General features: G+C 47.6%; 17 protein-coding genes. 12 read left to right on the top strand and 5 right to left on the bottom strand.

Translation table 11 applies throughout. The features are described 5' to 3' along the window. Nucleotides 1-31: 31 nt before the first annotated feature. On the top strand, nt 32-703 hold the full coding sequence (locus V6668_RS24545) for a TrkA family potassium uptake protein (RefSeq protein WP_338706967.1): 672 nt from the start codon (nt 32-34) through the stop codon (nt 701-703). 54 nt (nt 704-757) lie between these two features. Here V6668_RS24545 and V6668_RS24540 read toward each other — a convergent pair whose 3' ends face one another. Continuing rightward, nucleotides 758-1,687: a LysR family transcriptional regulator gene (locus V6668_RS24540; protein ID WP_338706966.1), complete on the bottom strand. Its 930-nt coding sequence runs from the start codon at nt 1,685-1,687 to the stop codon at nt 758-760. Nucleotides 1,688-1,982: 295 nt separating this feature from the next. Here V6668_RS24540 and V6668_RS24535 point away from each other — a divergent pair, with 295 nt between their 5' ends. The 6 genes from V6668_RS24535 to V6668_RS24510 all read left to right on the top strand — a co-directional run bounded on the left by V6668_RS24535 (nt 1,983) and on the right by V6668_RS24510 (nt 8,483). After that, nucleotides 1,983-2,651 carry a succinate dehydrogenase cytochrome b558 subunit gene (locus V6668_RS24535; protein WP_036605792.1) on the top strand — a complete coding sequence of 223 codons (669 nt, stop codon included), beginning with the start codon at nt 1,983-1,985 and terminating at the stop codon, nt 2,649-2,651. Between the two features lie 43 nt (nt 2,652-2,694). After that, nucleotides 2,695-4,437 carry a succinate dehydrogenase flavoprotein subunit gene (gene sdhA / locus V6668_RS24530; protein WP_036605793.1) on the top strand — a complete coding sequence of 581 codons (1,743 nt, stop codon included), beginning with the start codon at nt 2,695-2,697 and terminating at the stop codon, nt 4,435-4,437. 541 nt (nt 4,438-4,978) lie between these two features. After that, complete coding sequence (sdhB, locus tag V6668_RS24525) at nt 4,979-5,743, top strand: succinate dehydrogenase iron-sulfur subunit (RefSeq protein ID WP_036605794.1); 765 nt, start codon at nt 4,979-4,981, stop codon at nt 5,741-5,743. A 175-nt stretch (nt 5,744-5,918) separates the two neighbouring features. Beyond that, nucleotides 5,919-6,893 carry a metallophosphoesterase gene (locus V6668_RS24520; protein ID WP_076329008.1) on the top strand — a complete coding sequence of 325 codons (975 nt, stop codon included), beginning with the start codon at nt 5,919-5,921 and terminating at the stop codon, nt 6,891-6,893. A 57-nt stretch (nt 6,894-6,950) separates the two neighbouring features. Then, entirely contained in the window at nt 6,951-7,682 is a 732-nt protein-coding gene (locus tag V6668_RS24515; RefSeq protein WP_338706965.1) for a metallophosphoesterase family protein, read from the top strand. Between the two features lie 168 nt (nt 7,683-7,850). Next, nucleotides 7,851-8,483: a GNAT family N-acetyltransferase gene (locus V6668_RS24510; protein ID WP_053061418.1), complete on the top strand. Its 633-nt coding sequence runs from the start codon at nt 7,851-7,853 to the stop codon at nt 8,481-8,483. Between the two features lie 473 nt (nt 8,484-8,956). Here the strand turns inward: V6668_RS24510 and V6668_RS24505 are convergent, their stop codons facing one another. After that, nucleotides 8,957-9,766 (bottom strand): histidinol-phosphatase, encoded by an 810-nt coding sequence (locus V6668_RS24505; protein ID WP_338706964.1) that lies wholly within the window; start codon nt 9,764-9,766, stop codon nt 8,957-8,959. Nucleotides 9,767-9,796: 30 nt separating this feature from the next. Beyond that, nucleotides 9,797-10,699, bottom strand: a complete 903-nt coding sequence (locus V6668_RS24500) for a LysR family transcriptional regulator (RefSeq protein ID WP_036605798.1) — start codon at nt 10,697-10,699, stop codon at nt 9,797-9,799. Between the two features lie 457 nt (nt 10,700-11,156). Between V6668_RS24500 and V6668_RS24495 the strand changes: the two genes are divergently transcribed. The 5 genes from V6668_RS24495 to V6668_RS24475 all read left to right on the top strand — a co-directional run bounded on the left by V6668_RS24495 (nt 11,157) and on the right by V6668_RS24475 (nt 16,030). Continuing rightward, a complete protein-coding gene (locus tag V6668_RS24495) occupies nt 11,157-11,615 on the top strand; it encodes a chemotaxis protein CheX (protein ID WP_036605799.1) in 459 nt (152 codons plus the stop codon). Nucleotides 11,616-11,671: 56 nt separating this feature from the next. Then, the gene (locus tag V6668_RS24490) at nt 11,672-12,445 is read left to right on the top strand and encodes an SDR family NAD(P)-dependent oxidoreductase (RefSeq protein WP_047841269.1); all 774 of its coding nucleotides are present in this window, start codon (nt 11,672-11,674) and stop codon (nt 12,443-12,445) included. Nucleotides 12,446-12,656: 211 nt separating this feature from the next. Next, complete coding sequence (locus V6668_RS24485) at nt 12,657-14,030, top strand: DEAD/DEAH box helicase (RefSeq protein WP_076329012.1); 1,374 nt, start codon at nt 12,657-12,659, stop codon at nt 14,028-14,030. Between the two features lie 27 nt (nt 14,031-14,057). Further along, nucleotides 14,058-14,810, top strand: a complete 753-nt coding sequence (locus tag V6668_RS24480) for an ABC transporter ATP-binding protein (protein WP_036605802.1) — start codon at nt 14,058-14,060, stop codon at nt 14,808-14,810. Nucleotides 14,811-14,812: 2 nt separating this feature from the next. Further along, on the top strand, nt 14,813-16,030 hold the full coding sequence (locus V6668_RS24475) for an ABC transporter permease (RefSeq protein WP_047841267.1): 1,218 nt from the start codon (nt 14,813-14,815) through the stop codon (nt 16,028-16,030). Nucleotides 16,031-16,198: 168 nt separating this feature from the next. Here the strand turns inward: V6668_RS24475 and V6668_RS24470 are convergent, their stop codons facing one another. Beyond that, nucleotides 16,199-16,327: a hypothetical protein gene (locus tag V6668_RS24470; protein WP_017692471.1), complete on the bottom strand. Its 129-nt coding sequence runs from the start codon at nt 16,325-16,327 to the stop codon at nt 16,199-16,201. Nucleotides 16,328-16,542: 215 nt separating this feature from the next. Then, nucleotides 16,543-17,841: an aminotransferase class I/II-fold pyridoxal phosphate-dependent enzyme gene (locus V6668_RS24465; RefSeq protein ID WP_036673403.1), complete on the bottom strand. Its 1,299-nt coding sequence runs from the start codon at nt 17,839-17,841 to the stop codon at nt 16,543-16,545. Nucleotides 17,842-17,973: the final 132 nt, after the last annotated feature.

Genomic DNA, 17,973 nt, shown 5'->3' with positions numbered 1-17,973 from the left:
ATTGATTTGGATAAGGGGTTCGTGAAGAACAATGAAAACACAGCAGTTTGCGGTGATTGGGCTTGGGCGGTTTGGCTCCAGTCTGGCACAGGAATTAATGGAACTCGGCTACGAGGTGCTCGGGATCGATAAAAATGAAGAAGTCGTCGAAGACATTAGTGAATTGGTCACCCATGCCGTTGTAGCCGATGCCACAGACGAGGAAGTGCTACGCTCCCTGGGTATTCGAAATTTTGACTGCTGTGTCGTTGCTATCGGGGATGATATTCAGACGAGCATTCTCACCGCGATTCTGTTAAAAGAGCTGGGCGTCAAGACGGTCGTGGCCAAGGCCATATCCGTCCTTCACGGACGCGCATTGGATAAACTGGGGATTGATCGTGTCGTTTATCCTGAGCGGGATATGGGCATTCGGGTTGCCCACCAGCTGGTTACCCCGAACTTGCTGGATTACATTGAATTATCCAATGATTACAGTATTGTCGAGATGAAGGTTCCCGCCTGTCTGCACAACAAAACCCTTTCGACCCTGAATGCACGTGTACGTTTTGGTTGCAGCATTGTGGCGTTACAGAAAGAAGCTGGGGTCATTATCGCTCCGACGGCACTGGATTCGCTTCAAATGGGGGATATCATGGTCATTATTGGTAATAATGCAGATATCGACCGATTTGAAGAAGAGGTTATCAGCCAAGAGAGCTGATAATTATCATGAGTTAAATATGGAAGCCAGACGTTAGAACCTGGCTGATTCAGATCAAGGCAAAGGCGTCGTAGCCCTCCGTGAGGGCAATAGCGCCTTTGCTGTAAAGAGTGCAGCTGTCTCCTTGACCCATTGTCTGGAGGTCTCGCTGAGGTCCTCTTTTTCCCCATAGATCATACAAGTTGTTCTGCGGGTCTGCTGTAATTGAGGCAAATGAACAGAAACAAGATCATTGTCCGCGAGCAATTGTGGACGAAGATATGACTTGGGCAATAGAGCAGCAGCTTTGGCGGAAGGCAGAAGTCGGATGATCGCTTCGAAGGAATCAATCTCCATGCGAATATCCGGCATCACGGCACAGCGCTGGAAGAGATCATCCGTTAATTTGCGATACCAGGTGCCTTTGGAGAACGTGATCATCGGCAGATCCTGCAAATGCTCCATCCCGGCTTCCTTACCGGACAAGGGGTGTGTAAGCGGCACAACCAGTTCCAGGTGATCGTCAAAGAGCGGCACACAGTTAAGTCCCACTTCACTGATGGAGGAGGCGACAATGCCTACATCGGCTTTTTTGTCACGCACAAACGAGACAATCTCATGTGTTTTACCCGTCAACAGTTTCAGTTCGGCATTTGGATGTTTCTCCATAAAGGCATTGACGAGAGGTGGTAACGTAGTTTGAAGCGTCGTCAGACTGGCTCCGAGTGTAATGGTGCTCTGTTCTTCGTCTTTATACTGGGCCAGCATAGTGAGGAACTTCTGTTGTTGCTGCTTCTGTTCTACAGCATAGGTATAGGTGAACTGGCCCACACTGGTTAACTCCAGCCGTTTGCCACGGCGGTGGAACAGGGCAACTCCGAGTTCATCCTCCAATTTGGCGATTTTGCGTGAGAGTGCGGGTTGGGACAAGTTCAGTAACTTGGATGCACGGTTCAGGCTGGACTGCTCCACGACCGCTGCAAATGCATTTAACTCCTCAAACATGAACAATAACCTCTTTTCCATGAATGTGATTCTTGCCCTTGCTCAATCGTTTTCCATGTTGTATAGCCTGTAAACCCAATGTTTCACTGCTTATACCTATAGGTTATAACATTTAATAATTATATTGCAATTCCCTTATAAGAAAAAAAGGAGTAACATGAACCGTGACACAAGTTGTTCACACCTGGGGAAAACGGAACAATTTGTCGAACCTTTTCATGGAAAAGGATTCGTGTCATGATAAGTGAAATCATTTATGAAAACGTTGTATTTAGCGAAAGGGGATCGACATTTTATGAAAGGGTTTTACTCCAGAAAGCTGCACTCCTTGCTTGGCGTCATTCCGCTCAGTTTGTTTTTTGTTGAGCATTTGGTGACGAACTTCACGGCAGTTGAAGGCGGCAAAGAAGCTTTTTACGGTGCCGTTGCATTTCTGAACGGTTTGCCTCTTGTTATTGTAATTGAGGCATTACTTATCTGGTTGCCGTTGTTCTATCACGGTGTTTATGGTCTTTACATTGCCTATCAGGCCAAGCCTAACGTTGGGCGCTACGGTAATGAGCGCAACTGGCGATACACGTTACAGAGGGTAAGCGGTATTATTACGTTTGTATTCGTCATCTGGCACGTATGGGAGACGCGAGTACAGATTGCGCTGGGTAATGTATCCCATGAAGAGATTGGCGGCGTCATACATGATGCGGTGACGAATCCGATAACCTTTGCGATATATATGATCAGTGTGGTTGCGGCGTCATATCACTTTGCCAATGGTCTGTGGTCGTTCCTCGTTAGCTGGGGAATTACAGTTGGTCCGCGTGCGCAGCGTGTATCCTCTTACGTATGTATGAGCTTGTTCGCTATTGTTTCCATCATGTTTATTGCTTCACTATTTGCTTTCCGGAGCATTGATTTCCAGACAGCTACTTCGATGATTGACGCAGTAAAAACAGTTCTAATTTAAGCATTTAGCGTATAAATGCTGACTTATAAGGGAGTGAACAGCAATGGCATCAACGAATGTAATTATTGTGGGCGGCGGTCTCGCGGGATTGATGGCGGCGATCAAATCGGCTGAAGCCGGAGTCCATGTTCATTTATTTTCACTGGTTCCTGTTAAACGATCCCACTCTGTATGCGCACAAGGCGGCATTAACGGAGCGGTAAATACCAAGGGTGAGGGTGACTCCCCATGGGTACACTTTGATGATACGGTATACGGCGGTGACTTCCTTGCGAACCAACCTCCTGTTAAAGCGATGTGCGAAGCAGCACCTGGCATCATTCACTTGATGGACCGTATGGGCGTAATGTTCAACCGGACACCGGAAGGTTTGCTTGATTTCCGTCGTTTCGGGGGAACGAAGCATCACCGTACGGCATTTGCAGGAGCGACAACAGGACAACAATTGCTCTATGCATTAGACGAGCAGGTACGTCGCTGGGAAGCAGCGGGTCTTGTAACGAAATATGAGAACTGGGAGTTCCTGCAGGCGGTTTTGGATGATGAAGGCGTTTGTCGCGGAATCGTAGCCCAAGATCTGAAAACGATGAAGGTACAGACCTTCCCGGCAGAAGCGGTTATTCTGGCGAGTGGTGGTCCGGGGATCATCTTCGGTAAAACGACCAACTCTGTAATTAACACAGGTACAGCAGCAAGTGCGGTGTATCAGCAAGGTGTAAATTACGCAAACGGGGAGTTCATTCAGATTCACCCAACAGCCATTCCAGGGGATGACAAGCTGCGTCTCATGTCTGAATCCGCGCGTGGTGAAGGTGGACGGATCTGGACGTACAAAGACGGAAAACCTTGGTACTTCCTTGAAGAAAAATATCCATCCTACGGTAACCTGGTTCCACGTGATATCGCGACTCGTGAAATCTTCAGCGTCTGCGTTGATATGGGTCTGGGTGTGAACGGCGAGAACATGGTTTATCTCGATCTGTCGCACAAAGATCCGAAGGAACTGGACGTTAAACTGGGCGGAATCATTGAGATCTATGAGAAGTTCATGGGTGATGACCCGCGTAAAATCCCAATGAAAATCTTCCCGGCAGTCCATTATTCCATGGGCGGCATGTGGGTAGATTACAACCAAATGACTAACATTCCGGGGCTGTTCGCAGCTGGTGAATGTGAATATCAATACCATGGTGCGAACCGTCTGGGTGCAAACTCATTGGTATCTGCGATCTATGGTGGTATGGTGGCTGGACCAAAAGCGGCTGAATATATCAAAGGACTCAAAAAGTCGTCCGCTGATATCCCATCTTCCGTATTTGAGAAACACACCAAACAACAAAGCGACAAGTACGAAGGCATCTTGAAAATGCAGGGCACGGAAAATGCCTATGTCATTCATAAAGAGCTTGGCGAGTGGATGACAGCCAATATGACGGTTGTGCGCTACAACGACAAGCTTGAAGCCACGATTGGCAAGATCAAGGAATTGAAAGAGCGTTATGGCAAAATCAACATGTATGATAGCTCTGGTTGGAATAACCCGAGCGCAGCATTCACTCGCCAACTGTGGAACATGATTGAATTGGCAGAAGCAATGACACTGGGCGCACTGCTGCGTAACGAAAGCCGCGGCGCGCATTACAAACCGGATTTCACGGAACGTAATGATGAAGAGTTCCTGAAAACGACTATCGCAAGCTGGTCGAAAGAAGGCCCGAAAATCTCGTACGAGCCAGTAGACGTATCCCTGATCCCACCACGTATCCGGGACTACTCCAAGGATTAAGAAGTATCACACTATTCATGCAATGAATAGTTAAACACCTGAACGGAGAGGCAGGAGAACTTTGGAGAAGCAAAGCTTCTTCAAAGTTACTGCCATCAAAGTGATGGAAAGACCCAGAAGAAGCAAAGCCCTAGCGATGCTTCAGAACTTCAATACTGCCTCCAGCATGAATGGAGTGCAGTTTTCCAGCAAAGTTACCCAGTGCACAACATAGCGGAAGAAGCGGAAATACCCAGAAGAAGCAAAGCGCCTTAGCGATGCTTCAGAACTTCAATACTGCCCATCCAGCATGAATTGGAGAGCAGTTTCCAGCAAAGTGACCCTGTGTGCACGACGTAGCGGAGGAAGCGGAAATGCCCAGAAGAAGCGAAGCGCTCGCCTTTATCACCGGATTTTAACCCTGGGAAGGGTTGATCAAAAAAATCCGGGGATAACAGCGATCAGAGGGGCATTCCGCTGACGAAGCGTCTCCCGTGCACCAAACCAGTAACTTTGCGTATCAGCAACACCAATCATCGTCACCAGAGGAGGGGACTACGATATGGCGGAACAAGCTACAGCCAACAAAACCGTCAAGTTTATCATCACCCGTCAGGATAGCCCGGAGTCATCTTCGTACAACGAAGAATTTGAGCTTCCGTACCGTCCCAACATGAATGTGATCAGCGCCCTGATGGAGATTCAGCGGAACCCGGTCAATACAGATGGCAAATCCATTGCTCCCGTGTGCTGGGATTCCAACTGTCTCGAAGAAGTCTGCGGTGCCTGCTCCATGGTCATCAACGGCAAGCCACGTCAAGCATGTGCAGCCCTGATCGACAAGCTCGAACAGCCTGTTCGTATCGAACCGATGAAGACATTCCCAGTGGTTCGTGACTTGGTCATCGACCGTAGCCGGATGTTTAGCGCCCTGAAACGCGTAAAAGCATGGATTCCGATCGATGGTACCTATGACCTCGGTCCAGGTCCACGGATGCCTGAGAAGAAGCGTCAGTGGGCATATGAGCTGTCCAAATGTATGACATGTGGTGTATGTCTGGAGGCATGCCCGAACGTCAATGAGAAAACAGACTTTATCGGTCCAGCAGCACTGTCTCAAGTGCGTTTGTTCAACGCTCACCCAACAGGGGAGATGAACGCCGACGATCGTCTGGAAGCGTTGATGGAAGACGGAGGCATCGAGGGCTGTGGTAACTCACAGAACTGTGTGCAATCCTGTCCAAAAGGCATTCCACTGACAACCTCCATTGCCGAAATGAACAAACAAACGACCAAGCATATGTTCAAACGCTGGTTGGGTGTATAATCTCGTCATAACATGTGCAGAAGTGTAATCTGCAACTTAGAAGAAGTCGTGATCCCGTGCAGCAACATGCCGGAGATCCCGGCTTCTTTTTGTAATGAAGCAGAGGAACCGGGCTACCCATGCAGAATATGATATACTAAGGGGATGGATTAAGAGCGTAGAAGGAGGGGGAGATATGGCAGAGACACCGCGTCAGGGCAGCAACAACTCGCCGTCCCAGCGCTCGCACAAAGCATCAGGTGCAGAAGAGTCTGTGTTTCCTGGAGAAGAAAAGGATCATGATCCCTCTCGCCGAAGTTTCTTATTGCGTATGGTTTTGATGACAGCGGGTGCCAGTTTGCTTACAGGAGGTTATGCCTGGTTATGGGAACCGCGTCGTCTGGAGATCAAGCAAGTGGCGCTGAAACTTCCGAAGTTTCCAAAGGCATTTGACGGTTTGCGTGTCGTTCAGTTCAGCGATGCCCATCTTGGTTTTCATACCGGGGTGAAAGAGCTGAAAAAGCTGGCAGCAACGATTGAGGAGCAGCAACCGGACTTGATTTGTTTTACCGGAGACATAGTTGAGAGGGAAGCAGAGCCGATGCGTGAATGTATTCCGGTACTCGCCTCCATGCAAGCGAAGTATGGCAAATTTGCAGTTTTGGGGAATCATGATTATCGGGGCGGACAGCAGAATGAAGTGACAACCATGTTCCGTGAAGCTGGATTCACTTTGTTACGGAACGAACATGTGGTGATTGAACAAGGGGGCGAACGTCTGGCCATAGCTGGACTGGATGACGCACTTACAGGCAGGCCTGATCCTGCCCAAGCTATCAAGGGATTGGATCATGATGTGTGGAAATTGTTACTTATGCATGAACCGGATTATGCCGATATTGCCACTCCCTATGGTTTCGGATTACAACTTTCCGGTCATAGCCATGGTGGACAGGTACGTTTTCCTTGGATCGGGGCACTGACAACTCCGCGAGGTTCACACAAGTATGTTCAAGGGTTGTATTACACGGATGTCCAGGGGGTATATTACACCACCCAGACACAGATGCCGGTGTATGTGAATCGTGGTTTTGGCATGACTCAACTGCCCATTCGTTTTCTGTGCAGACCAGAATTAACGGTGTTTGAGCTTAAAGGATCAACCACATAAAAGAATATAAGATGAATTTAAAACATAAAGGATTGAACATGAATGGAGGTTATCCAGATGGAAAGAATTGCGATTGTATCCGACATTCATGGCAACATGACTGCCTGGGAAGCAGTGTTAAAAGATATCCGAAGTCGTGGCGTGGAGCGAATCTTTTGTCTTGGTGACCTCGTGGGCAAGGGGCCAGAACCGGTACAGGTTGTGGATCAGGTGAGAGCGACGTGCGAACTTGTTATCCGTGGCAATTGGGATGAACTGGTCGCGGTTAACCAAGACAACGAGAACTTTACGTGGCAAGCAGAGCGGCTGGGTGAGGAACGATTGGCGTACTTGGCGGGCCTACCCTTCAGTCATCAATTTCAACTGAGCGGTCGCACCATCCGTCTGGTCCATGCTTCACCTCAAAGTGTATACCATCGTGTACAGCCGTGGGACGCGATGGAAAAGAGGTTGGCAATGTTTGATCCTCCGGCTGATGAGCCTGAGCAAGGTGTTGCAGATGTTGTAGGTTATGGGGATGTGCATAACGCATACTTGCAGTATATGAACGGCAAGTTACTGTTTAATGCAGGCAGTGTTGGTAATCCACTCGATCTTCCCCAAGCTTCCTACTGTATTCTGGAGGGTGAAGACAGCAACGATAACAATACCCCGTTCAATGTTCAATTCGTGCGGGTGCCTTATGATATTGAGCGAGAAGTACAGATTGCACAGTCGGCGAATGTTCCTGCATTGGATTTCTATATTCGTGAGATTCGTACGGGTATCTATCGCGGGCTGCAGGAGTAGTCAGCATCTGGACCTTTTAGCGTGAGGAATTGAATGATGCAATATATTAATACTAAAATGCGAATACTAAAGTTCGTGGATCAGTTCAAATGGTATTACGCCGGATCATCATCAGAGCATGCTTGTCTTACCGGACTAGAGCCCGTTTAGGCAAAAGGAGCGATTGTCATGCTTACCCGAAAAATGCTGGTTCAAGGTCTGCCGGCTTTGTGGACAGAGCGTCTTGTCCTGCGATCATTACGTCAAAGTGATTACAGCACATTATCGGAACTCTTTTCCGATCCTCAAGTCATAAGATATGTGAATAGGGGAAGCCAGCCCACGCCAATCCGAGCGAGACGGTTATTGAACCAGATACGGAGCAGCAGCGCCAAGCTGGATTCGTTACATTATGGGATCTGCTGGAGAGGCAAGGAACAAGTTATTGGGATCACCTCATTCCAGCACTGGAATGATCAGAATGGTACCGCACAGATTGGTTATATCCTGAACAGGTCCTGTTGGGGCAGGGGTGTGGCTACCGAGGCGGTACAGCGGCTGTTGCAGTTTGGATTTGACGATCTTCATCTGGGGAGGGTGGAAGCACGTTGTTATGAGGCCAATGTATCTTCACAACGGGTGCTAAGCAAAATAGGGATGTCCTATGAGCGGAGTCTTCCCTCGTTCGGACTGAATGATGAGGATGACGAGGGATCAGAATCCCTGATGGATGTTAAAGTGTATAGCATGTATCGGGAACAATACGTCAGACCGCTTCAGGAAAAAGACCTGCAAACCCTGGTATCTGACAAGCCGCAATGACATAGAGTAAGAGTAGCCAAACGTGAATGAATCGAACTTCAATCATTTGTTACACAATTGAAATATAGCTGCAATTGAACTCTAACAGACAGGGGGTAAACTTATCTCATGACCCCCTTTTTGATAATAGATAATGCTGTTGGGACCCGCGCGAGCGGGTTCATTTTTTTTGTCCATATAAGTTAACTGTGGAATATTTACACTGGCCACTCCGATGACAGAATAACTTTCCGATCGCTGTTATACCCGGATTATTTTGATTTCCATATTTTTGAAGGGGAAATCCGGGGATAGCGTATGCTTCCGATGCAGCTTTCTTTCAGAAAGCTTTTAGGCGACCGCTTCGCTTCTTCACGTTATTTCTGTCCTCTCCGTTATCGTGTAAAATATAATTATATTTCCTTATATAGGGCAATAAAAGGCCCCCACGGCGTGAACAAGCGCGCTGTGGGGGCCTTTGTGTTTGCTATTTTTTACAGTGGAACAACCTGCATCTGTTTCTGCTTGAAGTATACCCAGTCGGTGAATCCGATCTCCTTGAGACGTGTACGAACGTCATCCAGCTCGTCTGCAACCCGCTGTGGTTTATGAGCGTCCGATCCAAATGTCACCTTCACTCCATAATGATGGGCGCGTTCCAGAATGGCATCCGAGGGATACCAGCCACCGCTGAGTTTGGTTTTGCCAGATGTGTTAATTTCGATCGCTACGTTGGATTCTGCAATGACCTGCAACGTTTCATCAATGGCCTGATCAGCGATAATATCGGAGAAAGGTGGATAGTTTCCTTTCATCGCATCAATATGTCCAAGAATCTGGAACATACCGCTGCGAGCCGATTCCCGAATTAATGAATAATAGCTTTCTTTCACTTCAACTTTGCGAGCATTGCTTAGGCCATTCCACCGGGTTTTGTTGAAGATACTCACATCCTCGGTATGATGAACTGAACCAATAATATAGTCAAAAGGATACTGTCCCAGTGTGGTACGGTACAATTCTGCATGAACAGGGAAGTAGTCGGATTCAATGCCGAGCAGCACATCGATTTTACCAGCGTACTCTTCTTTCAAAGCAAGGACTTCTTCCACATAATGCTGCAATTCCGACTTGCCCATTGCGATCCGGGGAAATGCCTGCTCAAGCTCACTGCCAAAGTATGGCGTATGATCCGAGATACCGATGGCCTGAAGTCCTGCCTTAATACCTGCCTCTATATAATCGCGGATGTTGCCGTCTGCGTGACCACAACGAAAATGATGTGTATGAAGATCAAATTTCATATGGAATCCTTCCTTTCTCATGGCTCATTGTCATTCTGAACTGATGAATTGGGTTTCCGGCATACCTTTGAGGTCACTTATGAATTGCTGCATTGCTGAGTTAAGGTATCGACTGGACTTATAGATGACACCAACAGGGTGACTGACCTCCAGCTCACTTAAGGGTATCATTCGCAATGTACCTTGACGCAACTCATGCGCAACAGATTGTTTGGAGATGACAGCTGCCCCGAGATCAATCTCGACCATCCGTTTCACTTCTTCGCTGCTCGACAACTCCATTACAATATTAGGTTCAATATTATGTTTCTTGAAGATAGTTTCCGTAAACCTTCGTCCTACGGTATCAGGGGACAGCAGAATCAATGGTGTACTCCGGAGCACATCCACTGCAGCATGTTTTTTCTTTGCCAGCGGATGGGAAGGAGATACCACGAGTTCAAATGTGTCATAGTAGAGCACAGATGTATTCAGGTTGGGATTACGCTCCGTGAGATAACCGATACCAATATCAACCAGACCATTTTCGACCTGGGTATAGATCTGTGATGAAGGAAGGGACTGGATACTAGTTTTGATCAGCGGGAATTGATCTTGGAAATAGGATAACACCCTTGGCAAGATCTGAATAGCAATGGAAGTTGTTGTGCCTAATACGATACGTCCCTGAGGCGTTTCATCAAGATCGGACAATTTTTGTTTTAACTCATCAACGATGTCTAGCATCCGTTCAGCGTGCTCCAGAAATACCTGTCCACGGTCTGTCAGGGTAACGGGTTGGTTTCGATCCACAAGAACGGTGCTGAATTCGTCCTCCAGACTTTTGATCTGGGCCGAGACGGCAGGCTGGGTCAGGTTCAGAAGTTCTCCCGCTTTGCGGAAGCTCATCGTTTTGGAAATGGTAATTAGTGTCTCCAGTTGGCTTATGTTCATAGGTGACCTCCTTGCAGGCAAAATTTCTTGATTATGTAGTGTTTGGTGTGATGTAATCCCGTAACTGGTTATTGTTCCGTTATCTTAAATTATAGGTGATTCAGGACAGCAGAGCAATGAAGGTAATGATCAGGATCAAAAGTAGTTCAAGAGACTGTGAAAAAAACGCGAATACAAGAATTTGATTTTTTTTACAGTTGTGAGAAAGCAGTAATAAAGTCCTAAATGCCTTATGCCACGCACAACGAGCGAAAAGCTTTCTTCAAAAGAAGTGAAAAGCGCTGTTTATTCGCTAGAATCAGCTATAAACATTTGCCCCACGGATGACGATAAATTATAGTACACATGGTTTAACGAATTCTTAATGAATTCTTGTACGTGATAAAGTATAATAAATTTAATGAATATGGGACTTTTGGTGTGTGACCAATAACCCAGTGCGAGGGGGACATAGACAGTGAAAGCGGAAGTGATTAATCCTTTCCTGGAATCGGCACGGAACGTATTCGAACAGCTCATCCAGGTTTCGCCTTCCACCGGGAGTCTTGGCGTGAAAAATGTAGAGTATATTGCAGACCATGTCTGGATCGTGATCGGAATGACCGGACAACTTAGCGGAAACATTGTATTTGGAATTAATGAACAAGTTGCATTGAAAATTGTATCTGCGATGATGGGTGGTTTTGTCATTACAGAAATGGATGAAATGAGCAAAAGTGCGATTTCTGAACTGGGGAATATGATCAGTGGTAACGCCAGCACGATCCTGTCAAACCAGGGTGTTGTGGTCGATATTACACCTCCACAAGTGATGAAGTCCGAACATCTGACTACATTTAGTGCAACGAAAGCACTGAGTATTCCTTTGCTGATGGACGGCATTGGTGAGATGGATATTCAGGTCATGATCTCGTAGAATAGAACCATACGCCTCAAAAGGCAATATGTGTTCAATACGGGAGGACATCACGGATGCTGAAAGATCAGGTAGTGTTTATCACAGGTGCATCGAGTGGTATCGGTGCGCTGTGTGCGCAGATGCTGATAGAAGAAGGAGCCATCCCAATTCTGGCTGCCCGTTCACGGGACAAGCTGGAAGAGATTGGTGCCTCGCTGAAAGGGCCGCATGAATTACTCACACTTGATGTTACGGATAGTGAGCAGGTTCAGGCAGCTGTGGATGCGATATTGCATAAATACGGACGAATCGACATTTTGCTGAACAATGCAGGTTACGGGAAATTCGCAGCGATGACAGAGATGTCTGTACAGGAATTCGATGAGATGATGGACGTTAATTACATGGGCATTGTACGTTGCACCAAAGCAGTGCTTCCACAAATGCTAGAACGTGGCAAAGGTCAGATTGTGAACGTGGCCTCCATGGCTGGCAAAATCGGTACAGCCAAATCCGCTTCCTATACGGCTACGAAACATGCTGTCCTCGGATTTAGTAATGCGCTGCGTCAAGAGCTTCGCAAGACTGGCGTCATGGTGACAACGATTAATCCGGGTCCGATTGATACACCATTTTTCCATCGGGCTGACCCTTCTGGCAATTATGTGAATAATGTACGCTGGATGATGTTGAAACCGGAAGACGTTGCGGGTCATATGATTCGGGCGATGAAAAAGCGCAAGGAAGAAGTGAATCTGCCAAGACTTGCTTCTGCTGGCATATGGCTGTACCAGCTATTTCCTCGTCTTGCAGATCGATTGTCGCACGGTGTAATGAATCAGAAGTAAATGTGATACGAGGCATCATATACGGAATGAAAGAAAGGCTCCGCCGAGGGGCTTTTCTTTTTTTTGCGTGTATACATACAATTCTGGAATAAGATTTGGTACACAGGCTTTTTTCGCATATAATGAAAGGTAATGTGATGACAGGCTTCGGTTTTATATCCGTACAAGCAAGGCTAACATCAAAATGAATAAATTAAAAGGATGGACATACATGACGAATCAAACATTTGCTTCAATTGGCGTGGAACAGGATCTGGAGGCCGTTTTGGCCAAACATGGCATTAACGAACCTTCACCTGTACAGGCTCAGACGATCCCGGTTATTTTGGAAGGCCGAGATGTCGTATCCAAATCCCAGACGGGAACAGGAAAAACGCTGGCATATCTGTTGCCACTGTTACAATCCATCAAAATGGATATCAAAGGTACGCAGAAACTCATTATTGCACCTACGCAAGAGCTGGCGATGCAAATTGTACGTGAAGCGCAGCGTTATGCGGAAGAACGTAAGATTGGCGTATTGGGTCTAATTGGAGGTGCAGCGGCTAAACGTCAGATCGAGAAGCTACGTGAGCATCCACAATTGGTTGTGGGTACACCGGGACGACTGAAGGAATTGATTACACTCAAAAAACTGAAAATGCACAACGTTTCCACCATTGTTATCGATGAAGCGGACCAAGTGTTCCAACTTGGCGGCGTAAGTGACGTGAACTTTGTACTCAAGAGCGCATTGCGGGACCGTCAGCTGATCTTCCTGTCAGCAACCATTGATGAGCATACGGCTGGACTCGCAAAGCGTGAGATGAAAGAGCCTGTTCAGATCGGAATTGAACCGGATCGAGCTACGGCTGCGGGCCTTGAGCATTATTATTTTGTAGAAGAAAACCGTAACAAAATTGACATGCTGCGTCGTCTGGTTAGACAGTACAATCCGGATCGGGCGATCGTATTTGTGAATGCAACCGAAGATATTGGTGAAGTTGAAGCAAAAATGAATCATCTGGGCTTGTCCGCTGCTGCGCTGTATGGGGATGCTGATAAAGTGACCCGCAGTAACGTATTGTCTGCCTTCCGTAATGGCAAACTTCAGTTGCTGATTGCCAGCGAAGTGGCTGCCAGAGGACTGGATATTGAAGGCTTGCCAATGGTCATTAACTATGACCCTGCCTTTGACTCGGAGCACTATGTTCACCGTGCAGGTCGTACAGGCCGTATGGGACGCTCGGGTATCGTTTTGTCCATTGTGGATGAAACACAGATCTTTATTATGCGTAAATTCGCACGCGAACTCGGAATCGAACTGTCAGAACGTGTACTCTTTGGCGGTAAAGTACTGGAGGCTGACCCGCGTCCGGACACGCGGCCTGAGGGACATTCGTTCTCCAGAAAACCAGGACAATCCAGAGATCGCAAACCAGGTCAGGGCAATCGTAATGGGGGAACCAAAGCTACAATCTCCAATTCGCGTCCGGCAGGTAGCAAACCAACGGGTAATACAGGCCGCACGGAGCGCGACCAGGATCGTAAAAACAAAGGAGCACCCAAGTGGAGTAAAGATAAAACGCCACGCTCCGAAGAATAGAATCTGACGAAAGGGGTGCAGGGATAGATGGAAAACGTTCAATCGCCTGTTCTGCAAATCAGCGGGTTAAGCGGAGGTTATAGTGCCAAACGGCCAGTCCTTCACGGAATCGATCTGGAAGTTGGACGTGGAGAGATGGTCGGACTAATCGGCTTAAACGGTGCTGGCAAAAGCACAACCATGAAACATATCCTCGGCTTGATGACCCCTCAACAGGGCGAAGTGCGAGTGATGGGCAAGAAGCGGGACGAGGATGCGCAGATCTACCAATCGGCTATGGCATTTGTACCGGAATCACCCGAACTGTATGATGAGATGACAGTGATGGAGCACCTGGAGTTTACGGCAAGAGCGTACAATGTGTCAGAGGCTGATTTCAAACAACGTACGGAGAAACTGCTGGAACTGTTCCGTATGAATGAGAAAAGTACAAGTTTATCGACTCACCTGTCCAAGGGGATGCGGCAAAAGGTCATGATCATGTGTGCTTTTGTGGCAGGACCACCACTGTACATTATTGATGAGCCTTTCCTGGGCCTGGACCCGCTGGGTATTCGCTCTTTGCTTGATTTTATGCTGGAGATGAAAGCTTCGGGATCATCCATCCTGCTCAGTTCACACATTCTGTCCACGATTGAAAATTACTGTGATCGTTTTATCGTTCTGCACCGTGGGCAGGTTATTGCTCAAGGGACGCTGAATGAACTGCGCTCCCAATTCGGGGAATCGGATGCCACGCTGGAGCACATGTTCTATTCCCTCGTACAAGGCAGGGATTGAGCATGGATCTCAAGCTGCTATGGAAGCAAAGACGCACAGGATTCTGGAACGGAATTCTTCCTTATCTGGGTTATGTGATCCAGAGCGGTGTAGCTATGGTCTTTTTATTTCTTGTCATTGCGTTCTCCGCCTGGTATACATCGTTTGTCCAGAACATTCCGGCGGAATTTCCGATTCGCTGGGTTGCATTGCTGCTGCTGGCACCACTAGTGCTGTTTAGCAGTTATCGTACATATCTGCTTCCGGCAGATATTGTGTTCCTGCGACCACAGGAATACCGGATGCAGGAGTATTTGAAGAACAGCTTTGCCCGGGGCATCATCTATAAAACTCTGGGCTTGCTGCTTGTATTTGTTACACTGTGGCCGCTCTATGTCAGAGCAGATCTGGATGCACGGCCATTTGGCTGGTTCATTGTGTTCCTGCTGCTGTGGAAAGGGTTGTCCAGTTATGGAGCATGGCAAGAGCTAAGAATGGTTCAGGTCGGTGCGGCAAGAGGATATCGTCTCTTGCGATGGGCTCTGGCAGTGCTGGCGGTTGGCGCTTGGCTGTGGCAGCCACCGCAGCGCAGCGTCTGGTTCCTGCTGTTGCTGGCTGTTGTCTACATCGTCGCCTTGCGTATACCGGTGAAACATCGTGTAGCGTGGGAACGACTGATTCAGGTAGAGCAGGGTCAGGCTGGCAGGGTTATGCGGACGCTTGGCTGGTTTGTGGATGTACCTTCATCCGGACAGAAAGTAAGTTCGCGTCGCTGGCTTAGCAAATTGGGGAGTGGTCTTCCCTGGAATGCAGGGAAAGCTTACCGTTACTTGATAACCAAAACGTTTGTTCGAACCGAAGTGTTCTCAATCGTGTTACGCCTAGTTGTACTGGGCATGTTACTATCCTGGTGGACAGCAGGCAGCTACTTTGGTGTCGGGGTGTATCTGTTCTTCCTGTTGCTTGCAGGTGTTCAGTTAGGTGCGCTGCGTCGCAGTCATAGTGAATCGTTCTGGATTATGATCTATCCAATCTCGGGTGAGAGTCGTCGTTCTCAGGTGTTGGGATTCATATTCCATCTACATGCACTGGCTGCATTGCTCATGTGGTTGCCTATGCTGGCTGCCGGAGCAAGCGGACTGACTGTCACCGGAGTAGCGCTTATTTTGGGTATACTGGTGATTGTGATCATGCGGCGTTCGCAAGGTAACAAGTGGTTGAAGGAAGAAGAGGACGAGTAAACGATCGGACACCTGACCAACTCGGATTATTACATTGGGTTCATCAGTGAGAGGTACAAAAGATAACAAAAGAAGGGTATGCCGGGCTGTATCCCGGTATACCCTTCTTTGTGCTGTAATGGAATCATGCAATCAGATCACTTGGTTCTGCGCAAGTGTGTATTGGTACTAACAGAGGAACGATTTAGTGATGATTACGAGCAAGATGAACAGAACGAGAATAGCACCTGTGTTTGTAAATCCTCCGCCGTAACCGCCGCATCCATAACCGCCTCTTGTATCTTCAACTCCAGACATGGTCATTCCCCTTTCAAGTGGTTGTTTGGCACGCCCTTGCGTACATCGTATATTATGTGCCATGGGGGTAGGCTGATTGGGCCGATGCCCGGTAAAGCCAGAAATTAAAGCTTTTGGGCTGATAAAACACAAAAGAACCCTTCGTATATTCAGTGACATGAAGCGTCGCCGTTATACAAAGGGTTCTTATATTATTTAGGGTACAGGTCTGTTAATTAAGTCGTCCGCAGATCCTGAACTCCACGATAGATGGTTTCATACAGATCTTCCAACCCGGATTCTTCAATACAGGAGAAGGCGATTCGAAGATCCGATTCACCCAGCGCGATTGTACCCACACCATATTTGTGCAGCAAATGGCTTCGAAGTTCTTCAGCGCCAACTTCTTTCAGCTTCAGGCACATGAAGTAACCGGAGTTGAACGGATAATAGTCCCATGCATCTCCATACTTGCCGCTATCGAGAATGGCTTTTACCTTATTGGCACGGCCTTTCATAATCTCGAACTTCTCCTGTTTCTGTGCTTCAAACTCCGGTGCTTTGAGCGCATCCAGTACAAAAGTCTGGGAAGGATGCGGGCCACTGGAGATCGTTGCCCGGATAATACCGAGTGTTTTTTGCTCCAATGCATGCAGAACAGCTGCATCTTCATGGGCATACGTAATGAATCCAACGCGGAAGCCCCATACGAATTCTTCCTTGGTTGCACCATCCACTTTTACGGTCAACACACGTGGATGAATGTTGGCAAGTTTGCCAAACAGGGATTCATGAATGGAATCTTCGAAGAACAGTCCGAAGTAGGCATCATCTGTTACAGCAACCACGTTAACACCGGCTTCAGCTGCCTGAAGAATCGTGTTCACAATGGCATCTGCTTCTTCGGCTCCAGGCGTATAACCTGTTGGGTTATTCGGGAAGTTGAGCAGAACGATCGCTTTACCTTTGTCCTTTTGATCAAGCAAAGCCTGAAGCAGACCCTCACTGTTGAAGTTCAACTGATCATCGAACAGGGGATAATGAACCAACTGGCCATGACGACGAATTCCGAAGGTCAGCTCGTAATTTTCCCAGTTTTTATCCGGATATATGACAGCGTCCCCTTCATCGGCGAACAGGTCGGCTACGATACTTAGTCCATGGGTTAATGCATTGGTTACAATTGGATTGCCAAACGTTTTGCCTTCCAGAGAAGGTGTTTCCTTCAGCATCTTGTCTCTCCAAACGGTCCGCAATTCAGGTTTGCCTGCAGGTGGAGCGTAAGGATACAGGTCCTTTGGCTGGAATGCAGACAGCTTCTCCTGAATAACCTGAAGATGCATCGGCACACCACCCTCCAGGGCGATACCAATCGTGGCATTATGGGTCTTGGCCAAGCTTGCTGCTTCAGCAGATTGACTCAAAATCCCCTCTTTAGGAAAATAAATTTCTTTGCCAAGCTGTGACAGCATGGAGTAGACGTGACTGCTGCCTGTCTGAATACTTTCGTTCAACTGTTCAGCCAGTGGATTCATTCTTTTCATCCTTCCAAGTCTTTGTGATTCAACTGCCTAACATTATATCACCTTGACATGCCCCCGTCACGGAAATTACGCAATATGACAGTTATATCACTTTACCGCGTTGTTGCAGAGGGTTTTCGGGTG

Origin of the sequence: Paenibacillus amylolyticus, assembly GCF_036894225.1 — a bacterium.
GTDB lineage: Bacteria > Bacillota > Bacilli > Paenibacillales > Paenibacillaceae > Paenibacillus > Paenibacillus amylolyticus.
The sequence above is the reverse complement of the archived record's forward strand: the minus strand, read 5'-3'. Positions and strand labels throughout refer to the sequence as shown.